Raw genomic sequence first — 17,029 nt, forward strand, 5'->3', positions numbered from 1 at the left:
GGGGTGGCGCGGGACCCGCCCTCCTCACCCCAAACCCCCCGAAATGGCACAGCACACTGCCGGTCTCCGCCAGGGGGGAACGAGCATCGGGCCACCCGTACGTGTGAAGCGCGCTTGCTGGTGTTGTTCGGCGTGAGGCGCGAAAACTAGCTTCCTCACCGGAGGTGACGGCCCGGATGACTGTCTGTGCCATCGAAATGACGACGACGGCCCCGTTCACGATCGCCGCGGACGGGTCGTACGCGACCCGCCTGGCCGGGGACGGCGAGGCCCGCTACCCGGAGCGTTGGACCCTCTCCGGACCGGAGCCGTACGCGGTCCCGCTGCCGCTCTCGCAGCCGGAGGAGGCGGACACCGAGGTGTCGCCGCTCGCCGACGGGCGGGTGCTGATCCACCGTCGCGTCGCGGAGCGACACGCCTTCGCGCTGCTGTACCCGACGGGGCCCGTCGGGTCGGCGGGCGGCGCCGCCGGGGGTCCCCGGACCGGGGAACGCCCGCTGGGCGCCGTACAGCCCGCGACCGAGGACGTACGGGTGAGCCTGCTGCCGCCGTGCCCGGACGGCGGTGCGGCCTTCGCCCTGGAGGTGGGGGCGGACGAGACCACCGTCTGGCAGGTGGCCGGGAGCGCGTTCGGCCCGGAGCGCGTGGCCCTGGTGCCCGGCCGCTGTTCGGGCGGCGTCTGGCTGGACCGGACGGGCCGCCTGCTGGCGCTGGACCGTGAACTGGACGGCCGCACCAAGACCGTGGCCGTCGACCTGTGCCGGGGCGGGGACGTCACCCCGCTCCTGCAGATCGCGGAGGACAGCGACGACCGGTTGTTGTCGGCGGCCCCGGACAGCGGCCTGCTGCTGATCCGCTCGGACGCGCCGGGCGAGCCACGGCTCGGCTGGGGGGTCCTGGGCAGTTCCCGCCCGGTCCGCTTCCCGGAGTGCCTGCGGCCGGCGGACGCGGTGCCGTTCGCGGTGCAGCCGGGGCAGGCGCTGATGCCGGAGACCTGTGGGGTGGCGCTGCGCGTGCCCGAGGGGATCGTGCTGTGGCGGCCCGCCGACCGGCACGTCTTCCGCCTGGCGGCCCCGATGGGCTGGCTCGGCGGCGGCCTGTGGAACGCGGAGGGCCGGTTGCGGCTTCCGTACGCCACGCCGGAGGTCCCGTGCGGTGTGGCCACCCTGCGCCGGCCGATCGCCCCGCCGCCCCCGGTGCGGGTGGCCCCGGCGGAGGTGGCCCCGGTGGAGGTGCCCCCGGTGGACGCGGAGCCGGTGGACGTGGCCGCCGCGCACGTGGACCCCGCCCCGCCGGCGGCGCCGCGCCCGGTCCCGCTCCAACAGGCACCGCTGAGCTGAGGCCCGTACGTCGGGCGCCGGCGGGCCTCTGCTAGACAGGGGAGATGGCGAACCCAGGGGCTCACGACGCGGTGCTGTGCGATGTCGACCAGGTGATCCGGTTCTACGACACGACCCGGGTGACGGAGCTGGAGCGGGCGGCGGGGCTGGCCGAGGGCACGACCGGCAAGGTGGCGTTCGCCCCCGAGCGGGAGGAGCCGCTGATGGTGGGCCGGCTCACCCGCGACCAGTGGGCGGAGTCCGTCACGGCCGAACTCGCCGGGTCGTTCGGCCTGCCGGTCGACACGGCCCGCGCGTTGGCCGACGCCTTCACCGGGGCGCCGTTCTCCGCCGACCCGGCGGTCGTGGACCTGCTGCGCCGGGTGCGCGCGGCGGGGGTGTCCGTGGTCCTGGTGACCAACGCGACCCTGGACCTGGAGGACGACCTGGAGTCCCTGGGGCTGGCCGACCTCGCGGACCACGTGGTGAGCAGCGCCCGCGTGGGCGTGGCGAAGCCGGACCGGGAGATCTACGAGATCGCCGCCGCCCGGGCGGGCGTCGATCCGGCCCGCTGCCTGTTCGTCGACGACCGCGAGGAGAACGTCCGGGCGGCCGTCGCGCTCGGCATGACGGGCGTCCACTACCGGGAGCCCGCCGACCTGCGCGCCGCGCTGGGCCTGGCGCCCGGGGCGTGACGCGAGCGGGGCCCGGGGCCCGGGGGCGCCGGTCCCCGCTCGTGCCAGTCGTGCTCTCGTGTCGGTCGTGCTCTCGTGTCAGTCGTGCTTGAGGCCGAGCACCTCCGTGGCCGCGAAGGTCTCGTTCGCGGGGCGGGCGTCGTAGTGCGGGGTGAGGACCTCGTCGAGTTCCTCGTAGGAGAAGGCCTCCTTGGTGGTGTCGAACTTCGCGGCCGGCTTGGGGCGTTCCATCACGACGACGATGCCGCCGTGCACCACGAACAGTTGCCCGTTGGCCTTCGCCGAGGCCGGCGAGGCCAGGTAGCCGACCAGCGGGGAGACGTGCTCGGGGGCGAGGACGTCGAGCTTGCCGTCCTGCGGCACCTGGAAGCCGGCGAAGACGTCCTCGGTCATGCGGGTGCGGGCGCGCGGGCAGATCGCGTTGGCCGTGACCCCGTACTTGGCGAGGGCGAGGGCCGTCGAGGTGGTGAGGCCCACGATGCCGCCCTTGGCCGCCGCGTAGTTCGGCTGGCCCGCCGAGCCGCCGAGGAAGGCCTCGGAGGAGGTGTTGACGATCCGGCCGTAGACCGGGCCGCCGGCCGCCTTGGAGCGTTCCCGCCAGTGCACCGAGGCGAAGTGCGTGGTGTTGAAGTGGCCCTTGAGGTGGACCCGGATCACCGAGTCCCATTCGGCCTCCGACATGGAGAAGACCATCCGGTCGCGCAGGATGCCCGCGTTGTTGACGAGGACGTCGAGCTTGCCGAAGCTGGCGACGGCCAGTTCGACCAGTTCCCGGGCCTGCTCGAAGTCGGCGACGTCGCCGAGGTGGGCGACGGCCGCTCCGCCCGCCGCGCGGATCTCCGCGGCCACCTCCTCCGCCGGGGCGGCGGAGGCCTCCCCCGAGCCGTCGCGGCCGGGTTGGCCGAAGTCGTTGACGACCACGCTCGCGCCGAGCCGGGCAAGTTCGATCGCCTCCGCCCGGCCCAGGCCCCGGCCCGCCCCCGTGACGATCGCGGAGAGTCCCTCAAGTGGCAGTGACATCCGTACGGTTCCTCTCTCAGAGTTCGATGCAGGTGCGCAGGGCGACGCCGGTGCGCATCTGGTCGAGGGCGTCGTTGATCTCGCCGAGCCGCACCCGGTGGGTGATCAGGCCGGCGAGGTCCACCCGGCCGGCCCGCCACAGGGCGATGGTGCGCTCGTAGGAACGCAGGACGTCTCCGCCGCCGTACATCGACGGCAGGATCTTCTTCTCGTCGAAGAACAGCGAGAACATGTTGATCGAGTAGGTGTCGTCGAGGGCGCCGGCGCCGACCACGACGACGGAGCCGCCGCGCCGGGTCATCTCGTAGGCGGTCTGCGTGGTCGTGGACTTGCCGACCACCTCGAAGACGTAGTCGAAGCCCTCGCCCGCGGTGATCCGGTTCTTGGCGTCACCGAAGGCCTCCGGGGAGACGGCCTCGGTCGCCCCGAAGCGCAGCGCCGCCTCCCGCCGTGAGGCGACCGGGTCGACGGCGACGATCTGGGCGGCGCCCTGCACCTTGGCGCCCTGGATGACGGAGATGCCCACGCCGCCGCAGCCGATGACGGCGACCGAGGAGCCGGCCTCGACCTTGGCCGTGTTGATGGCGGCGCCGAGTCCGGTGGTGACGCCGCAGCCGATCAGGGCGGCGATGTCGAAGGGGACGTCGTCGGGGATCGGTACGGCGCATCCGGCGGGGACGACCATCTCCTCGGCGAAGGTGCCGGTGCCGGCGAAGCCGAAGATGTCGTCGCTCCCGCGCCGGAAGTTGGGGGTGGCGACGTTTCCGAACGCCTCCAGGCACAGGTGGCCCTGGCCCCGCTTGCAGGAGGGACAGTGCCCGCAGGGCGGCAGCCAGCAGACCAGGACCCGGTCGCCGATCTTGTGGTCGGTGACCCCGTCGCCGACGTCCGTGATCACGCCCGAGCCCTCGTGCCCGGGGATGAAGGGGGCAGGCTGCGGCAGCACGCCGCTCATCGCGGAGAGGTCGGAATGGCACAGGCCGGTGGCCTTGATCCGGATCCTGACCTTGCCGGGGCCGAAGCCCACGGCCTCCATGTCGTCGACGACTTCGAGCTTGTCCTGACCGATCTGGCTCTGCAGTGCTGCGCGCACGGTGCGGCTCCTTGGGTCGTGTGGTTTGCGCGTGCTCGGCGCTTACGCGTGTTCGACGACGGTGTCGGCGAGGACCGGCGCGTCGTCCCGTTCGACGGCGGTCACCGACACCCGCACCCGGCCGGGCTCTTCCCACATCCGGATGCGCAGGGTCTCGCCGGGGAAGACGATCCCGGCGAAGCGGGTGCGGTAGGCGCGGACCCGGGTGACGTCGCCGCCCAGCGCGGTGTCGACGACGGCCTTGAGGGTCATCCCGTACGAGCACAGGCCGTGCAGGATCGGCCGGTCGAAGCCGGCCGGTTTGGCGAACTCCGGGTCGGCGTGCAGCGGGTTCCAGTCGCCCGACAGCCGGTAGAGCAGCGCCTGCTCCTCGCGGATGTGTCGTTCGACGGTCCGGTCGGGCTCCCGGTCGGGCGCCTCCTCCTTGACGGAGGGTCCGCGTTCCCCGCCGAAGCCGCCTTCGCCGCGGACGAAGATCTGGGCGTCGCTGGTCCACAACGGGCCGTCGGCGTCGGCGACCTCGGAGCGCAGGACGATCACGGCCGCCTTGCCCTTGTCGTGAATGGCGGCGACGTGGGAGCTGGAAGTGGCCTGCCCCTTGACGGGGATCGGCCGGTGCAGCTCGATGGAGTGTCCGCCGTGCAGGACGGCGGCGAGGTTCACGTCGATCCCGGGGGCGGCGAGGCCGCCGAGCATCGCCATGCCGGCGCCGGCGACGGTCGCGAAGCTGGGGAGGACGTGGAGTTTGGATTCGAGGGTGTAGCGCAGCTCGTCGGGGTCGGTGGCCGGGCGGCCGGCGCCGAGGCCGAGGTGGTAGAGCTGGATGTCCTTGTGGTCCCAGGCGATGTCCCCGCGGCGGGGGGCGGCGGCGAGGGCCTTCGCGGCATCGATCGGCATTGAGGACGCTGCTCCTTGTGTGTGGTTCGTGCTTCCACCGAGTGGAAGACCTCGGTGCGGCCGTCCGCACCGTCGGTCGCACCGAGGCCGTATGCGGGACCGACTCCGCGACTCGTTCTAGAACGCGTTCTAGGGTCGGTGAAGGAATGTATAACGCACGGCCCAGCACTTGGGAAGACTCCTGACTTCACGTCAGATCCTCTTTCGGCGGGACGGAAGTGCCGCCCCGGCAGGAGGGAAGTCCTGCCCCGGCGGCGCGGGGGGCCTACTCTGACAGGGTGGACGAAATGCCCGTTGCCTCCCGACCCGCCCGATCCCTGCGGGTGCTGCTGGACCCGCCGAACCCGGCCCTGGCGCTGCGGCTCGGCCTGGAACCGGACATCGACGTGGTGGCCTCGACGATGAGCCGCCCCGCGGTGGCCCTGGTCGAGGAACTGGACACGGTGCCGGCCCTGCTGGCCGACGACCCGGAGTGCGCCGTCCTGCTGATGACGGGTTCGGCGCATCCGGGGCTGCGCGACGCAGCCCTGGCCGCGGGGGCGGCGGGGCTGATCCTGCGGGACGGCCCGATCGATGACCTGGCGGAGTCCGTCCGCCGCGCCTCGCGGGGGGAGACGGTCGTCGACCCGGCCCTGGCGGGTCCGTAGCGACCCGCCACCCGCGCCCCCGGAACGCGGAACGCCCCGGCCGCGCCCCGTTGGAGTGGGGGCGCGGTCGGGGCGGTCGGGTCGGGCGGGGCCGTCAGGCGATGAGGTTGCCCGGGTCGTTCACGTACGGCAGGGAGGCGAGCTGCCTGCCCCGCAGGGGCGCGTTCAGGTTCCCCGTGCCCCCGTAGAGGTACTGCGCCGCCGTGCCGGAGGCGAGGAGGTCGGGGCGGCCGTCGCGGTCGCCGTCGCCGATGCCGACGAGCGAGCCGTACTCGTTCCAGCCGGCGCCGAGCTTCGTGCGGGGCGCGAAGGTCCCGTCGCCCTTGCCGGCGTACAGCCACAGGACGCCGGCCTTGTCCCGGGCGAGGAGGTCGCCCGCCGGGGTGTCCGCGATGTCGCCGACGGCCGTGAGTTCGTTGTAGATCCCCCAGCCCTCGCCGAGCTTGGTCCTCGCGGCGAACGGGGTGGTGGCGGAGCCGGTGCCCTTGTAGAGCCAGAGCGCCCCGGCGGTGTCGGTGGCGAGCAGGTCGGCGCGTCCGTCCCCGTTCAGGTCGCTGCCGCCGGCGATCTTGTCGTAGATCTGCCAGCCCCCGCCGACCTTGACGCGGTTGGCGAATCCGCCTCGGCCCGTGCCGGGGTAGAGCCACAGCACGCCGGTCTTGTCCCGGGCCACGAGGTCGCCGAACGCCGAGCCGTCGAGGTCCCCCGTCGCCTCGATCCGGTCGAAGGCGTCCCAGCCGGCGCCGAGCGATTGGCGCGGCTGGGCCGTCAGCTGTCCGAACTCCTTGAAGAAGGTGGTGTCGCTGCGCCACAGCCGACCGGAGCTGTCACGGGAGAGCACGTCCGTGCTGCCGTTGTCGTCGAAGTCGTGCGGCGCGGTCTTGCGGGTGACGGCGAACGTGCCGGAGGCGGAGGTGGCCGGGCCGATGCCGTTGAGCGGTCGGACCTTCAACTCCCAGGTGTACTGACCGTTGTGGGCGCTCGCGTGGTCCGGTCCGATCGTGCCGTCCCAGCGGAACGTCGCGTCCGGGGTGTTCGGGTGCCTGATCGAGAGTTCGCGGGTCAGGCCGGTCCGGACGTGGCGCAGGGTGAGGTCCGCCTCGACGGTGCTCCGGGACAGTCCCCAACCGAGGTGGATCTCCCCGCCGTTCTGGTCGAGGTCGACGGTGGCGGGGACCCTGTTCTCGGTGATGACGACCTTGGTGGGCTCGCCGGTGCTCGCCACCAGGGTGACGGTCGGTGTTCCGTCCGCACCGGGCACGATCTTGTAGAGGCCCTCGCCCCGGTCGACGGTGCCGCCGCGGACGTACAGGCCGTCGGGGGCGGCCGCGGAGGAGGTGAGGTGGTCGAGCAGCTTCACCTTCGTGCCGGTGGCCGGGTCGTACGCGGTGAGGGCGTACAGCGGGTTCGTGTCGCCGTTGGAGAGGCCGCCCGCCTCGCCGTACACCAGCCGGCTGCCGACCAGGCCGATCCGGAGGTCGCTGGACCAGGCGTCCTCGACGGGGATCTCGCGGACGGTGCCGGTGGCCCGCTCCTTGAGGAACACCGCCGGCTTGTCGGTGGAGTCGCCCTCGGTCCAGGCGAGGTGTGTCCGCGAGACGGCGACGTCGCCGCCGGCGGAGCCCGGCGTCCGGTCCTGGATCTCGTCGACGACGCCCGTGGCGAGGTCGAGCAGGCCCCACTTCGCGGCCGTGCCGACGGTGAAGGTGACCAGGGCGTCCTCCGGGGTGCCCGGGGTGACCGCGATGGCGCTCGCGCCGGCCGGGAGGCCGGTCACGGTCACGGTGCCGTTGCCCTCGGTGGGGTGCGTGTGCTTGCGCAGCACGGTGCCGTCCGAGGACGTCGTGAAGACGGCGTCGGCCGCCGAACCGGCGTACGTGGCGCCGTTGCCGGCCGATCCGACGGGTACGTCGAGCACGGACATCGTGCTCAGGTTCCGGAGCGTGACCTGGTAGTGCATGGGAAAGACCAGGTAGTCCGCGGTCTTCGAGGACCGCAGGACGGTGGTGGAGCCGTAGCCCTGCGAGGCACCGTTCGAGTAGCGGGTCCAGCGCTTGTCGAAGGTCCCTTCCTCCCGTGTCAGGAAGCCGGTCAGGCCGGCGTCGAGCAGCTTGGAGTTCTTCGGAAAGCCGATGACGTCGGCGGCGGTCTTCGCCGCGGGCGCCTTCGTCGTCTTCGCCGCGCCCACCGGGGTGGTGGCGGCGTGCGCCGGGGCGGACAGCGCGCCCGCGCCGAGCGTGACGGCGAGAACGGTGGTGGTGGCGGCGAGGATCCGCCGCCGGGTCGAGCGGGCGTGAGCCACGTTCACTTCTCCCTCAAAGGCACCAGGCGCACTGTGCGCCACACCCGTCTGACTCCTGAGAGGGCGAAAAGTTGTACGAGTACCCGGATCCCGTCCGCCCGAACACCACCCTGACCGGCGCTACTTCGACGGCGGGGTGTCGCGGCGCAGCAGGGTCACCACCGCCGCGCCGCCCAGCCCGATGTTGTGGGCGAGGCCGACGCGGGCTCCGGCGACCTGCCGGGGTCCCGCCTCGCCGCGCAGTTGCCACACCAGTTCCGCGGCCTGCGCGAGGCCCGTCGCCCCGAGCGGGTGCCCCTTGGAGATCAGGCCGCCGGAGGGGTTGACCACCCACCGGCCGCCGTGGGTGGTGGCCCCGCTCTCCACGAGTTTGCCCGAGGCGCCTTCCGCGCACATGCCGAGCGCCTCGTAGGTCAGCAGTTCGTTGATCGAGAAGCAGTCGTGCAGTTCGATGACGTCCACGTCCTCGATGCCGAGACCCGACGTCTCGAAGGCGGCCCGGCCGGCCGCCGCCGACATCGGCTTGCCGACGACGTCGATGCAGGATCCCAACGCGAAGGATTCGACGGTGTCCGTCGTCATCGACTGGCCGACGATCTCGACCGCCTTGTCGTGGAGGCCGTGGGCGACGACGAACCGTTCCGACACCACCAGGGCCGCCGCGGCCCCGTCGGAGGTCGGCGAGCACTGGAGTTTCGTCAGCGGTTCGTGGATGGTCTTGGCCGCGAGGATCTCCTCGATCGTGTAGACGTCCTGGAACTGGGCGTGGGGGTTGTTCGCCGAGTGCCGGTGGTTCTTCTCGCCGACCGCCGCGAGTTGCGCGGCCGTGGTGCCGTACCGCTCCGCGTGCTCGCGGGCCGCGTTCCCGAAGATCTGCGCGGTGGGCGGGGACATCTCGAAGCCGTGTCCGCCGGCCATGATCCCGTAGTGCCGGGCGACGGGTGAGGTCGTGAAGTCGCCGCCGTCGGCTCCGCCGCCGAGCGCGCCCCGCTTCATCTTCTCGAAGCCGAGCGCGAGCACGCAGTCGTTGATGCCGCCCTCGACGAACTGCCGGGCCATCATGAGCGCGGTGGCGCCGGTCGCGCAGTTGTTGTTGACGTTGTAGACGGGGACCCCGCTCAGCCCCAGTTCGTACGCGGCGCGCTGGCCTGCGGTGGAGGCCTGGAAGCAGTAGCCCACCGGCACCTGTTCCACCAGGTCGTATCCGATGCCGGCGTCGGCCAGTGCCGCGGTTCCGGCCTCGCGCACCATGTCCCAGTACTGCCAGTCCCTCGACTCCGGCTTCTCGAACTTCGTCATGCCGACGCCCACGATGTACGACTTCATGTGCCCTACCGCCCTTCGGTCAGTCCCTGGGAAGGCCGAGAATCCGCTCGGCGACGACGTTGAGCTGGACCTGTGTGGTGCCTCCGGCGATGGTCAGGCAGCGGGACATGAGCATCCCGTGCACCGCCCGCTCCCCGGCCCCCTCGCGCACCGCGCCGGCCGGGCCCAGGAGCTCCAGGGCGAGTTCGGCGGTCTTCTGCTGGTGGGGGGTCTGTACGAGTTTGCGTACGGACGCGCCCGCGCCGGGTTCCGCTCCCGACACCTGTCGGAGGGTGGTCCGCAGGCCGATGCAGGCGAGCGCGTGGGCCTCGGCGGCGAGGGCGCCGATCCGGGCGCGGTACGAGCCGTCGAGTGCGGCGGAGTGTGTGATCAGCACCTCCAGGCCGGTGTCGAAGGTCATCTGGTCGGCCATGTGGACGCGTTCGTTGCCGAGGGTGTCGCGGGCCACCTTCCAGCCTCCGTCGACCGCGCCGACCAGCGCGTCGGCGGGCAGCAGCACGTCGTCGAGGAAGACCTCGTTGAAGAGGGCCTCGCCGGTGATCTCCTTGAGCGGCCGGACGTCGATGCCGGGGGTGGTCATGTCGATGACGAAGTAGCCGAGGCCCTTGTGCTTGGGCGCGGTCGGATCGGTGCGGGCGAGCAGGATCCCGAAGTCGGCGGTGTGCGCGGAACTCGTCCACACCTTCTGTCCGTTGACCCTCCACGAGCCGTCGGCGGTCCGTTCGGCCCTGGTGCGCAGCGAGGCCAGGTCGGAGCCGGCGCCCGGTTCGGAGAAGAGCTGGCACCAGGTGAGGTCCCCGCGCAGGGTCGCCGGCACGTAGGCGTCCTGCTGCGCGGGCGTTCCGTGGGCGAGCAGCGAGGGCACGACCCAGGTGGCGATGCCGAGGTCGGCGACCTTGACGCCGGCCGTCGCCATCTCCTGCTGGACGACGAGCTGTTCGACGGGGCCGGCGCCGAGTCCGTACGGCGGCGGGAGGTGGGGGGCCGCGTATCCGGTGGGCGCCAGGATCCGGCGGGCGGCGGCCGGGTCGAGCCCGTGCGCGTCCTCGATGGCGGCGCGGGCCTTCGCGCGGTGGTCCTCGGCCCGCGCGGGGAGTTCGAGGCGCAGTTCGCGGCGTGCCCCGCCGGCCGCGAGGCGTACGGCCCGTAACCGGTGGCCGTCGCCGGCGCCGAGCAGTTGCCGGGCGACGACGGCCCGGCGCAGGTGGATGTGCGCGTCGTGTTCCCAGGTGAAGCCGATGCCGCCGAGGACCTGGATGCAGTCCTTGGCGCAGGAGTAGGCGGCGTCGAGGGCGGTGGCGGCGGCCAGCGCGGCCACCAGGGAGCGCACCTCGGCCGGTTCGTCCGTCGCCCGGGCGGCGTCCCAGACCAGGGCGCGGGCCTGTTCGAGGCGTACCAGCATGTCGGCGCACAGGTGCTTGACGCCCTGGAACCGGCCGATGGGCCGGCCGAACTGCTCGCGCGTCTTCGCGTACTCGGCGGCGGTGTGGACCGCCCAGGCGGCGGTGCCGCAGGCGTCGGCGGCGAACAGGACGCAGGCCAGGTCCCGGACCAGGGCGGCGTCGAGGGCGAGGAGGCGGCCGGGCGGCACGGTGATCGCGCGTGCGCGCACCTCGGCCGTGGGCCGGGTCGGGTCGGCGCTCTCGTGGGTGCGGATGTCCAGGCCGGCGGTGTCCACGGCGAACCAGCAGGTGCCGTGGGCCGCCTCGGCGGCGAGCAGGACGAGGTCGGCCTCCCCGGCGCCGAGCACGGGCGGCGCGAGGCCGTCGAGGAGGTGGCCGCCGCCCTCGACGGCGACGGCGGTCAGGCTGCCGGGGCCCAGCGCGACGGCCCCGACGCGGGTGCCGTCGGCGAGGGCGGCGGCCAGGTCGTCCGCCCCGGCCCGGTCCAGCAGGGCGGAGGCGAGGGCGCCGGCGAGGTAGGGGCCGGGCAGGGCGGCCCGGGCGGCCTCCTCCACGGCGACGGCGAGGTCGAGCAGGTTGCCGCCCTCCAGGTGGGGTGCGAGCAGTCCGGCGGCGGCGAGCGCGTCCCAGTACGCGGGCCGCACCCCGGTCCTGGGCGGGCCGTCGAGCAGTTTGCGCACCTCCTCGGGGGGCACGGTGCGCGCCGCCCAGCCGCGCACGGCCTCGGCCAACTCCTGGTGTTCTCGCGTGATTCCGATGCCCATACGGTTCCCTGCCGCCTCTCCGACGCTTCCGGCCGGCGCCGGTCGTCCCCCTGAACGCGGGCCAGAGTAGAACACGTTCCATTCTGACGGAAGGTCAGATGCCGGAGTGGCCGGTGGATCAGGACGAACCTCACAGGGGGCCCGCCCCGGCTTGTCGGTGGGATGTCGGGCATCCGGCGGGTTCGTCGGTGGTGCACACGCGAGGTGTCGGTGGCCGGCGCGACGGTGGAGGTCGGGTTGCCCGAGGGGCAGCCGCAGCCGTCCTCCACCAAGGGAGCCCGTCACCGTGTCGTCCGCATCCTCCACCCCGCCCTGGAACGTCCGACGGCTGCCCGGCGCCGCCGGCCGCGTCGTCCTGGTGACCGGCGGCAACGCCGGCATCGGGTACTTCGTCGCGGAGCAGTTGTCTGCGACCGGAGCCGACGTCCTGCTCGGCAGCCGCAATCCCACCCGGGCCGAGGCCGCGACGGCCTCGATCCGCGCCCGGGTCCCCGGTGCGCGGGTGCGGGCCGTACGACTGGACCTCGCCGACCTCGCGTCGCTCGAAGCGGCGGTGGGATCCCTGGGAGTGGAACGCCTCGACGCGGTGGTCCACAACGCCGGGGTCGCCCTGGACGACCCGCCGCGCGAGGAGACCGGCGACGGTCACGAGCTGATGTTCGGCACGAACCACCTCGGGCACTTCGCCCTGACCAAGTGGCTCATGCCGCTGCTGTCGGCCGCCCCTGCGGCCCGCGTCGTCAGCACGGGCAGTTTCGCGGCGAAGTCCGAGCGGCTCGACCTGGACGACCTCCAGTCCCGGAGGGACCACCGGCCCAAGCGGACCTACGGGCGCTCCAAGCTGGCACAGATGCACTTCGGCCTCGAACTCGACCGCCGCCTGCGCGCCGCCGGCAGCACGGTGGCGAGCGTGGTCGTCCATCCCGGGGGCGCGCTGGACTCCCTCACCCCGTCACGGCCGCCGATCCACGTGCGCACCACGGCCGCACGGCTGGGCGCGGCGCCCGCGGCCCTCCTCCTCCAGGGCAAGCACGCCGGCGCGTGGCCGGCGGTCCGGGCGGTGCTCGACCCGGCCGTACGCGGAGGGCAGCTCTGGGGGCCGCGCCACTTCGGCCTGCGCGGCGAGCCCCGACGCGAACCGCTGTGGGACCACCTCGCCGACACCACCGTCGCGGCACGGTTGTGGGACGCGAGCCGCGACCTCACGGGCGTCGACCCCGGCGCCCTCCCCGGATAGCCGAGGACCGCTAATCAGACGCTGCGCACGAACTCCGCGAAGGCCTCGGGGGCGACGGTGAAGACGGGGCCGTCCGGGTCCTTGGAGTCCCGGACGGCGACCAGGTGGGGACGGGCGGCGATCTCGACGCACTCGCCGCCGGTGTCTGCGCTGTAGCTGGACTTGCGCCAATCGCCGCCCAGCGGGGTGCATTCGACGCAGTCGCCGCCGGTGTCTCCGCTGTACGAGGACTTACGCCACCGCGCGCCCGTCAGGTCCTGGATGGTGTCCATACCGCTCCTCCATTACACGGGCGATCCGTACCGCCGAGTCCTCCACGGAGAGGGCGGCGGCCTGGAGGTGATCGTAACGGAGCGAACCTTCCCTGAGGGCCTGCGGATTGGCCGTCATGTGGCCCTGGATGAAGTCCTCGGTGTAGACGAGGTCCGGGTCATCCTCGAACCGCAGCAGGTTGAACGAACCCAGAACCCCCGCATGGGCGCCCACCTCGAACGGCAGGATCTGCACCCGCACCCACTCGCGCCCCCGCAGCCCCAACAGGTGCGTCAGTTGGTTGCGCATGACCTCCCGGCCACCGATCTCCTGGTACAACGCGGCCTCGCTCAGTACGACCCACATCAATGGCGGGTTCTCGCGGTCGAGTATCCGCTGCCGCTCCATACGGGCGGCCACCTTCGCGTCGAGATCCCCCTCCGTACGCACCCCCAGTACCGCCCGCGCGTACTCGGGGGTCTGCAACAGCCCGTAGACCAACTGCGCCTGGAAGGTGGAGATGTACGCCGCCTTCGCCTCCATCTCCGCGTACGGCTGGAACCACGTCGGGAGCTGGCTCCGCAGCACCAGCCCCACCAGTCGCGAGAACAACCCGCCCGTGTCGAGCGCGGCGTCCAGCCGTTCCGAGAAACCCCTCGTCGGAACCTTCCGCGCCGTCTCGATCTGCCCGACCAGCGAGCCCGCGCAGTAGAGGATGCCCCCCAGCTGTCCCTGCTTGAGTCCTGCCTCCTCCCGCAGGCGGCGCAGTTCGGAACCGTAGTAGTCCAGGGCCGAGGCGCTGGGATCGAGATCACGGATGTTGACCATGGAGCGGTCACCTCCAAGTACACGCCGTGCGGCGTTCGGTTCGGTCCGTAGCCGAGCGTAACCAGATCACTCCACGCTGGTCTCATGAATCACACAACTGAGTACTCAACCAACACAGTTGACGAGAGCTATCGCATGGGGTTCACCGTGGGTGAGCACTCCGCCCGTCACCTGCGGCGCATCCTGCGCATGTACCTCGCCAGTTGGGGTCTGGCCTCGCTGACCCATGCCGCCGAGCTGGCACTCACCGAGCTGATCGCCAACGTCGTGCGTCACGTCCCCGGCCGGGGATGCTCCGTGCTCATCCTGTGCCGACCCGGCGGTCTGCGGGTCGAGGTGTCGGACGACTGCCCCGCGCTCCCCCGGGTGGCGGGGCCACCCGGCTCCGAACTCGCCGAGGGCGGGCGGGGGCTGCTGCTGATCGACGCCGTCACCGATCGGTGGGGCGCCGAACCGAATGCCACCGGCAAGACGGTGTGGTTCGAGTGCGACGGGTGAGGCGCTGACCCTCCCCGGCCCCCACCCGGAACCCGCCCGCACTCGGCGATAATGCTCCTGCCGAGCGGGGCGGAGCAGGGTGTTGACGGGGGTCGAGGGTGTGCGGGAAGTGATCGAAGACCGGTACGAGTTGGAGGAGTTGCTCGGACGGGGCGGATTCGGCGAGGTCTGGCGGGCGAGGGACGCCCGGGTGGGCCGCCGGGTGGCCGTGAAGATCGGATACCCGGAGACCGTCGAGGCCGCCCGCCGGTTCGAGCGGGAGGCGAGCCTCGCCGGGAACCTCGCGCACCCCAACATCGCCACCATCCACGACTTCGGCCGCACCGAACACGGCGGACGGGACGCGGTGTTCCTGGTGATGGAACTGCTCCGGGGCCGCAGCCTCGCCGAGGTCCTGGACGCCGGCGTACCGCCGCTCGCGGACGCGCTGGACTGGGCCACGCGGATCGCGGACGCGCTCGGGGCCGCGCACGACGCCGGGATCGTCCACCGGGACATCAAGCCGGCCAACGTCATGGTCACCGAGAGCGGGATGACGAAGGTCCTCGACTTCGGCATCGCCAAGGCCCAGGGCGGCCCCGGTACGGAGCTCACGGCCACCGGCATGATCATCGGATCCTTCCCCTACATGGCGCCGGAACGCTGGACCGGCGGCGCGAACGGGGTTCCCGTCGACGGGCGTTGCGACCTGTACGCCCTCGGCTGCGTGCTCATGGAGCTGCTCACCGGCAGTCGCCCCTTTCCCGCCCGTGAGATGCACGAGCTCCTCGCCCAGCACCTCACGACGGAGCCGCCCGCGCCCGGTTCGCTCCGCGAAGGGCTGCCGGCCGCGCTGGACCCCCTCGTGCTCGACCTGCTCGCGAAGGACCCCCGGCAGCGTCCGGCGACCGCGCGGGAGGTGAGCCTGCGCCTCGCGGAAATCGCCCGGGGCGCGGTGGCCGACCCCGCCCACACCCCCGCCGGCGCCCCCACCCCCGTACCGGCTGCTCCGGCGGCCCCGGCCGTCGCGTGGCCGCCCCCGCCCGCCTACTCCCCCACCGTGCACACCGCTGCCGGGGATCCGGTCCGGGCGATGTTCGGGCGGCGGCTGAACCTGCTGCTGGAGGACGCCCCGACCGACCTCCCCGAGCGGCTGGGCATGCTGGTCGCCGACCTGACGGAGGAGCTCGGCGCCCACGACGCCCTGACCGTGCGGGCCGCGTACCACCGGGCCATGGCCGTGCGGGGCCAGTCGGCCACGGAGTTGGAGCGCATCCTGCCCCGGATGATGCGGGTGCTCGGTCTGGAGCACCCCGACACCATCGCCGCGCGCGCCGCGTACGTCGGTGAGGCCGCGGCCCACGGGCCCGGCGACGGCCGCCGCCACGAGGACGAACTGCGCGAGATCATCGAACAGGCGGCCCGGGTCCTCGGCGCCGACGATCCCGTCACGCTGACCGCCCGCTACCACCTGGCCGGGGCCCGCCGCCGGGGTGACGGCGGCCCGGACGGGGAGTGGGGTTCGCGCACACCGGAGCAGGCGCGGAGCGAGCGCGAGTGGCTGGGCCCGCTGCTGCCCGACCTCGAACGCCGGCTGCCGGCCGACAGCCCCGTCCTGCTGGACGTACGGCGCCGCCTGGCGCACGCCGCCTGGCTGCTCGGCGACTACCCGACCGCCGCCCGGCTGTACCTGTGGCTGTACCCCGATCCCGAGGGCCTGGCGGAGCGCGGTCACGCGGAGGTGGCGTACCGGGTGGCCCGGAGCATCGGCGAAGCCGGTGATCCCGCCCGCGCGTTGACCCTCCTGAAGCCGTTGTTGCACCGGCTCCACCTCACCGCCGGCAACACCCACTGGCTGACCCGCGAGGTGACCGACGTCCGTGCGGACTTCCGGCGGATGCTGTGGGAGGACCGGCGCTCGGACCTCGGCGGTGGCCTGTCCCGGCTCTTCGGCCGCTGATCGCGCGCGACCGCGGGTCACGGGCCCCCGGCCGTGGCGTCCTACCGGGCGGTAGGGCAGCATGGGCCGCCACTCACCCGCAGCTCAGGAGGAACGACATGGCCAGCCCCAAGCCGGAGACCCTCGCCGCTTTCGAGGCGGCCAAGGGCTTCATGCCCGTGGGCGAGGGCCTCGCCCTCCACGCGGCGGCGACGCGGGCGGCGGCGCTCGGGCTGCCGCTCCTGGAGGTCGGCACGTACTGCGGGCGTTCCACGATCCTGCTCGCCGACGCCGCCCGCGAGGCGGGGGTGTCCGCGATCACCGTCGATCACCACCGGGGCAGCGAGGAGCAGCAGCCGGGCTGGGAGTACCACGACCCGACGGTGGTGGACCCGGAGATCGGCCTGATGGACACCTTGCCGACCTTCCGCCGCACCCTGCACCGGGCGGGTCTGGAGGACCACGTGATCGCGATCGTGGGCCGTTCCCCGCAGGTCGCCGCGGCCTGGAGCGGCCCGCTGGGCCTGGTCTTCATCGACGGCGGGCACACCGACGAGCACGCGAGCGGCGACTACGAGGGGTGGGCCCCGCACCTCGCCGTGGGCGGCACGCTGGTGATCCACGACGTGTTCCCGGACCCGGCCGACGGCGGCCAGGCCCCGTACCGGATCTACCTGCGCGCGCTGGCCTCCGGGGCCTTCGAGGAGATCTCGGTCACGGACTCCCTGCGGGTCCTGCGACGCACCGACCAGGGCATATAACCGGGACACCGCCAGGCATACAAACACACCACGCCCCCGGATGGAGCACGGTCCGTCCGGGCGGCGGGC

15 protein-coding genes are annotated in these 17,029 nt (G+C 72.9%); 7 read left to right on the forward strand and 8 right to left on the reverse strand.

The window, feature by feature from the left end; genetic code table 11:
* Positions 1 to 176 precede the first annotated feature (176 nt).
* Both OHA84_RS12325 and OHA84_RS12330 read left to right on the forward strand, forming a co-directional pair.
* On the forward strand, positions 177 to 1,340 hold the full coding sequence (locus OHA84_RS12325; RefSeq protein WP_351912028.1) for a hypothetical protein: 1,164 nt from the start codon (positions 177 to 179) through the stop codon (positions 1,338 to 1,340).
* A gap of 44 nt (positions 1,341 to 1,384) precedes the next feature.
* Positions 1,385 to 2,014, forward strand: a complete 630-nt coding sequence (locus OHA84_RS12330) for an HAD family phosphatase (RefSeq protein WP_266971732.1) — start codon at positions 1,385 to 1,387, stop codon at positions 2,012 to 2,014.
* 78 nt (positions 2,015 to 2,092) lie between these two features.
* On the opposite strand, the gene OHA84_RS12335 is transcribed toward OHA84_RS12330, so the two are convergent.
* Genes OHA84_RS12335 through OHA84_RS12345 form a run of 3 tightly spaced genes read right to left on the reverse strand, consistent with a single transcriptional unit; the run spans position 2,093 to position 5,024 of the window.
* Positions 2,093 to 3,034, reverse strand: coding sequence for a 3-oxoacyl-ACP reductase (locus tag OHA84_RS12335; protein ID WP_266971730.1), 942 nt, complete (start codon positions 3,032 to 3,034; stop codon positions 2,093 to 2,095).
* A 16-nt stretch (positions 3,035 to 3,050) separates the two neighbouring features.
* Positions 3,051 to 4,127, reverse strand: coding sequence for a Zn-dependent alcohol dehydrogenase (locus OHA84_RS12340; protein ID WP_266947314.1), 1,077 nt, complete (start codon positions 4,125 to 4,127; stop codon positions 3,051 to 3,053).
* A 42-nt stretch (positions 4,128 to 4,169) separates the two neighbouring features.
* Positions 4,170 to 5,024 carry a MaoC/PaaZ C-terminal domain-containing protein gene (locus OHA84_RS12345; RefSeq protein WP_053679090.1) on the reverse strand — a complete coding sequence of 285 codons (855 nt, stop codon included), beginning with the start codon at positions 5,022 to 5,024 and terminating at the stop codon, positions 4,170 to 4,172.
* A gap of 287 nt (positions 5,025 to 5,311) precedes the next feature.
* On the opposite strand from OHA84_RS12345, the gene OHA84_RS12350 reads away from it, so the two are divergent.
* Positions 5,312 to 5,671: a response regulator transcription factor gene (locus OHA84_RS12350; RefSeq protein WP_053679089.1), complete on the forward strand. Its 360-nt coding sequence runs from the start codon at positions 5,312 to 5,314 to the stop codon at positions 5,669 to 5,671.
* A 94-nt stretch (positions 5,672 to 5,765) separates the two neighbouring features.
* On the opposite strand, the gene OHA84_RS12355 is transcribed toward OHA84_RS12350, so the two are convergent.
* The 3 genes from OHA84_RS12355 to OHA84_RS12365 all read right to left on the reverse strand — a co-directional run bounded on the left by OHA84_RS12355 (position 5,766) and on the right by OHA84_RS12365 (position 11,466).
* Entirely contained in the window at positions 5,766 to 7,973 is a 2,208-nt protein-coding gene (locus OHA84_RS12355) for a VCBS repeat-containing protein (RefSeq protein WP_266971727.1), read from the reverse strand.
* A gap of 120 nt (positions 7,974 to 8,093) precedes the next feature.
* Positions 8,094 to 9,299, reverse strand: a complete 1,206-nt coding sequence (locus OHA84_RS12360; RefSeq protein WP_266971725.1) for a lipid-transfer protein — start codon at positions 9,297 to 9,299, stop codon at positions 8,094 to 8,096.
* 19 nt (positions 9,300 to 9,318) lie between these two features.
* Positions 9,319 to 11,466, reverse strand: coding sequence for an acyl-CoA dehydrogenase family protein (locus tag OHA84_RS12365; RefSeq protein WP_266971723.1), 2,148 nt, complete (start codon positions 11,464 to 11,466; stop codon positions 9,319 to 9,321).
* Positions 11,467 to 11,752: 286 nt separating this feature from the next.
* On the opposite strand from OHA84_RS12365, the gene OHA84_RS12370 reads away from it, so the two are divergent.
* Entirely contained in the window at positions 11,753 to 12,703 is a 951-nt protein-coding gene (locus OHA84_RS12370; protein ID WP_266971721.1) for an SDR family NAD(P)-dependent oxidoreductase, read from the forward strand.
* Between the two features lie 14 nt (positions 12,704 to 12,717).
* Here the strand turns inward: OHA84_RS12370 and OHA84_RS12375 are convergent, their stop codons facing one another.
* Both OHA84_RS12375 and OHA84_RS12380 read right to left on the reverse strand, forming a co-directional pair.
* Positions 12,718 to 12,975: a DUF397 domain-containing protein gene (locus tag OHA84_RS12375; RefSeq protein WP_266971719.1), complete on the reverse strand. Its 258-nt coding sequence runs from the start codon at positions 12,973 to 12,975 to the stop codon at positions 12,718 to 12,720.
* Positions 12,935 to 13,783, reverse strand: coding sequence for a helix-turn-helix transcriptional regulator (locus OHA84_RS12380; RefSeq protein ID WP_266971717.1), 849 nt, complete (start codon positions 13,781 to 13,783; stop codon positions 12,935 to 12,937). The genes OHA84_RS12375 and OHA84_RS12380 overlap by 41 nt, the downstream gene beginning before the upstream one ends.
* A gap of 84 nt (positions 13,784 to 13,867) precedes the next feature.
* Here OHA84_RS12380 and OHA84_RS12385 point away from each other — a divergent pair, with 84 nt between their 5' ends.
* The 3 genes from OHA84_RS12385 to OHA84_RS12395 all read left to right on the forward strand — a co-directional run bounded on the left by OHA84_RS12385 (position 13,868) and on the right by OHA84_RS12395 (position 16,960).
* The gene (locus OHA84_RS12385) at positions 13,868 to 14,281 is read left to right on the forward strand and encodes an ATP-binding protein (RefSeq protein WP_266947329.1); all 414 of its coding nucleotides are present in this window, start codon (positions 13,868 to 13,870) and stop codon (positions 14,279 to 14,281) included.
* Between the two features lie 109 nt (positions 14,282 to 14,390).
* Positions 14,391 to 16,220, forward strand: a complete 1,830-nt coding sequence (locus OHA84_RS12390) for a serine/threonine-protein kinase (protein ID WP_266971715.1) — start codon at positions 14,391 to 14,393, stop codon at positions 16,218 to 16,220.
* A gap of 98 nt (positions 16,221 to 16,318) precedes the next feature.
* Complete coding sequence (locus tag OHA84_RS12395) at positions 16,319 to 16,960, forward strand: class I SAM-dependent methyltransferase (RefSeq protein WP_053679075.1); 642 nt, start codon at positions 16,319 to 16,321, stop codon at positions 16,958 to 16,960.
* Positions 16,961 to 17,029: the final 69 nt, after the last annotated feature.

Source organism: Streptomyces sp. NBC_00513, assembly GCF_041431415.1.
Taxonomy (GTDB): Bacteria; Actinomycetota; Actinomycetes; order Streptomycetales; family Streptomycetaceae; genus Streptomyces.

Excerpts from the sequence above, each read along its gene's own strand:
- OHA84_RS12325 (WP_351912028.1), top strand. The coding sequence starts at position 177 with ATGACTGTCTGTGCCATCGAAATGACGACGACGGCCCCGTTCACGATC.
- OHA84_RS12330 (WP_266971732.1), top strand. The coding sequence starts at position 1,385 with ATGGCGAACCCAGGGGCTCACGACGCGGTGCTGTGCGATGTCGACCAG.
- OHA84_RS12335 (WP_266971730.1), bottom strand. The coding sequence starts at position 3,034 with ATGTCACTGCCACTTGAGGGACTCTCCGCGATCGTCACGGGGGCGGGC.
- OHA84_RS12345 (WP_053679090.1), bottom strand. The coding sequence starts at position 5,024 with ATGCCGATCGATGCCGCGAAGGCCCTCGCCGCCGCCCCCCGCCGCGGG.
- OHA84_RS12350 (WP_053679089.1), top strand. The coding sequence starts at position 5,312 with ATGCCCGTTGCCTCCCGACCCGCCCGATCCCTGCGGGTGCTGCTGGAC.
- OHA84_RS12360 (WP_266971725.1), bottom strand. The coding sequence starts at position 9,299 with ATGAAGTCGTACATCGTGGGCGTCGGCATGACGAAGTTCGAGAAGCCG.
- OHA84_RS12365 (WP_266971723.1), bottom strand. The coding sequence starts at position 11,466 with ATGGGCATCGGAATCACGCGAGAACACCAGGAGTTGGCCGAGGCCGTG.
- OHA84_RS12375 (WP_266971719.1), bottom strand. The coding sequence starts at position 12,975 with ATGGACACCATCCAGGACCTGACGGGCGCGCGGTGGCGTAAGTCCTCG.
- OHA84_RS12380 (WP_266971717.1), bottom strand. The coding sequence starts at position 13,783 with ATGGTCAACATCCGTGATCTCGATCCCAGCGCCTCGGCCCTGGACTAC.
- OHA84_RS12385 (WP_266947329.1), top strand. The coding sequence starts at position 13,868 with ATGAATCACACAACTGAGTACTCAACCAACACAGTTGACGAGAGCTAT.
- OHA84_RS12395 (WP_053679075.1), top strand. The coding sequence starts at position 16,319 with ATGGCCAGCCCCAAGCCGGAGACCCTCGCCGCTTTCGAGGCGGCCAAG.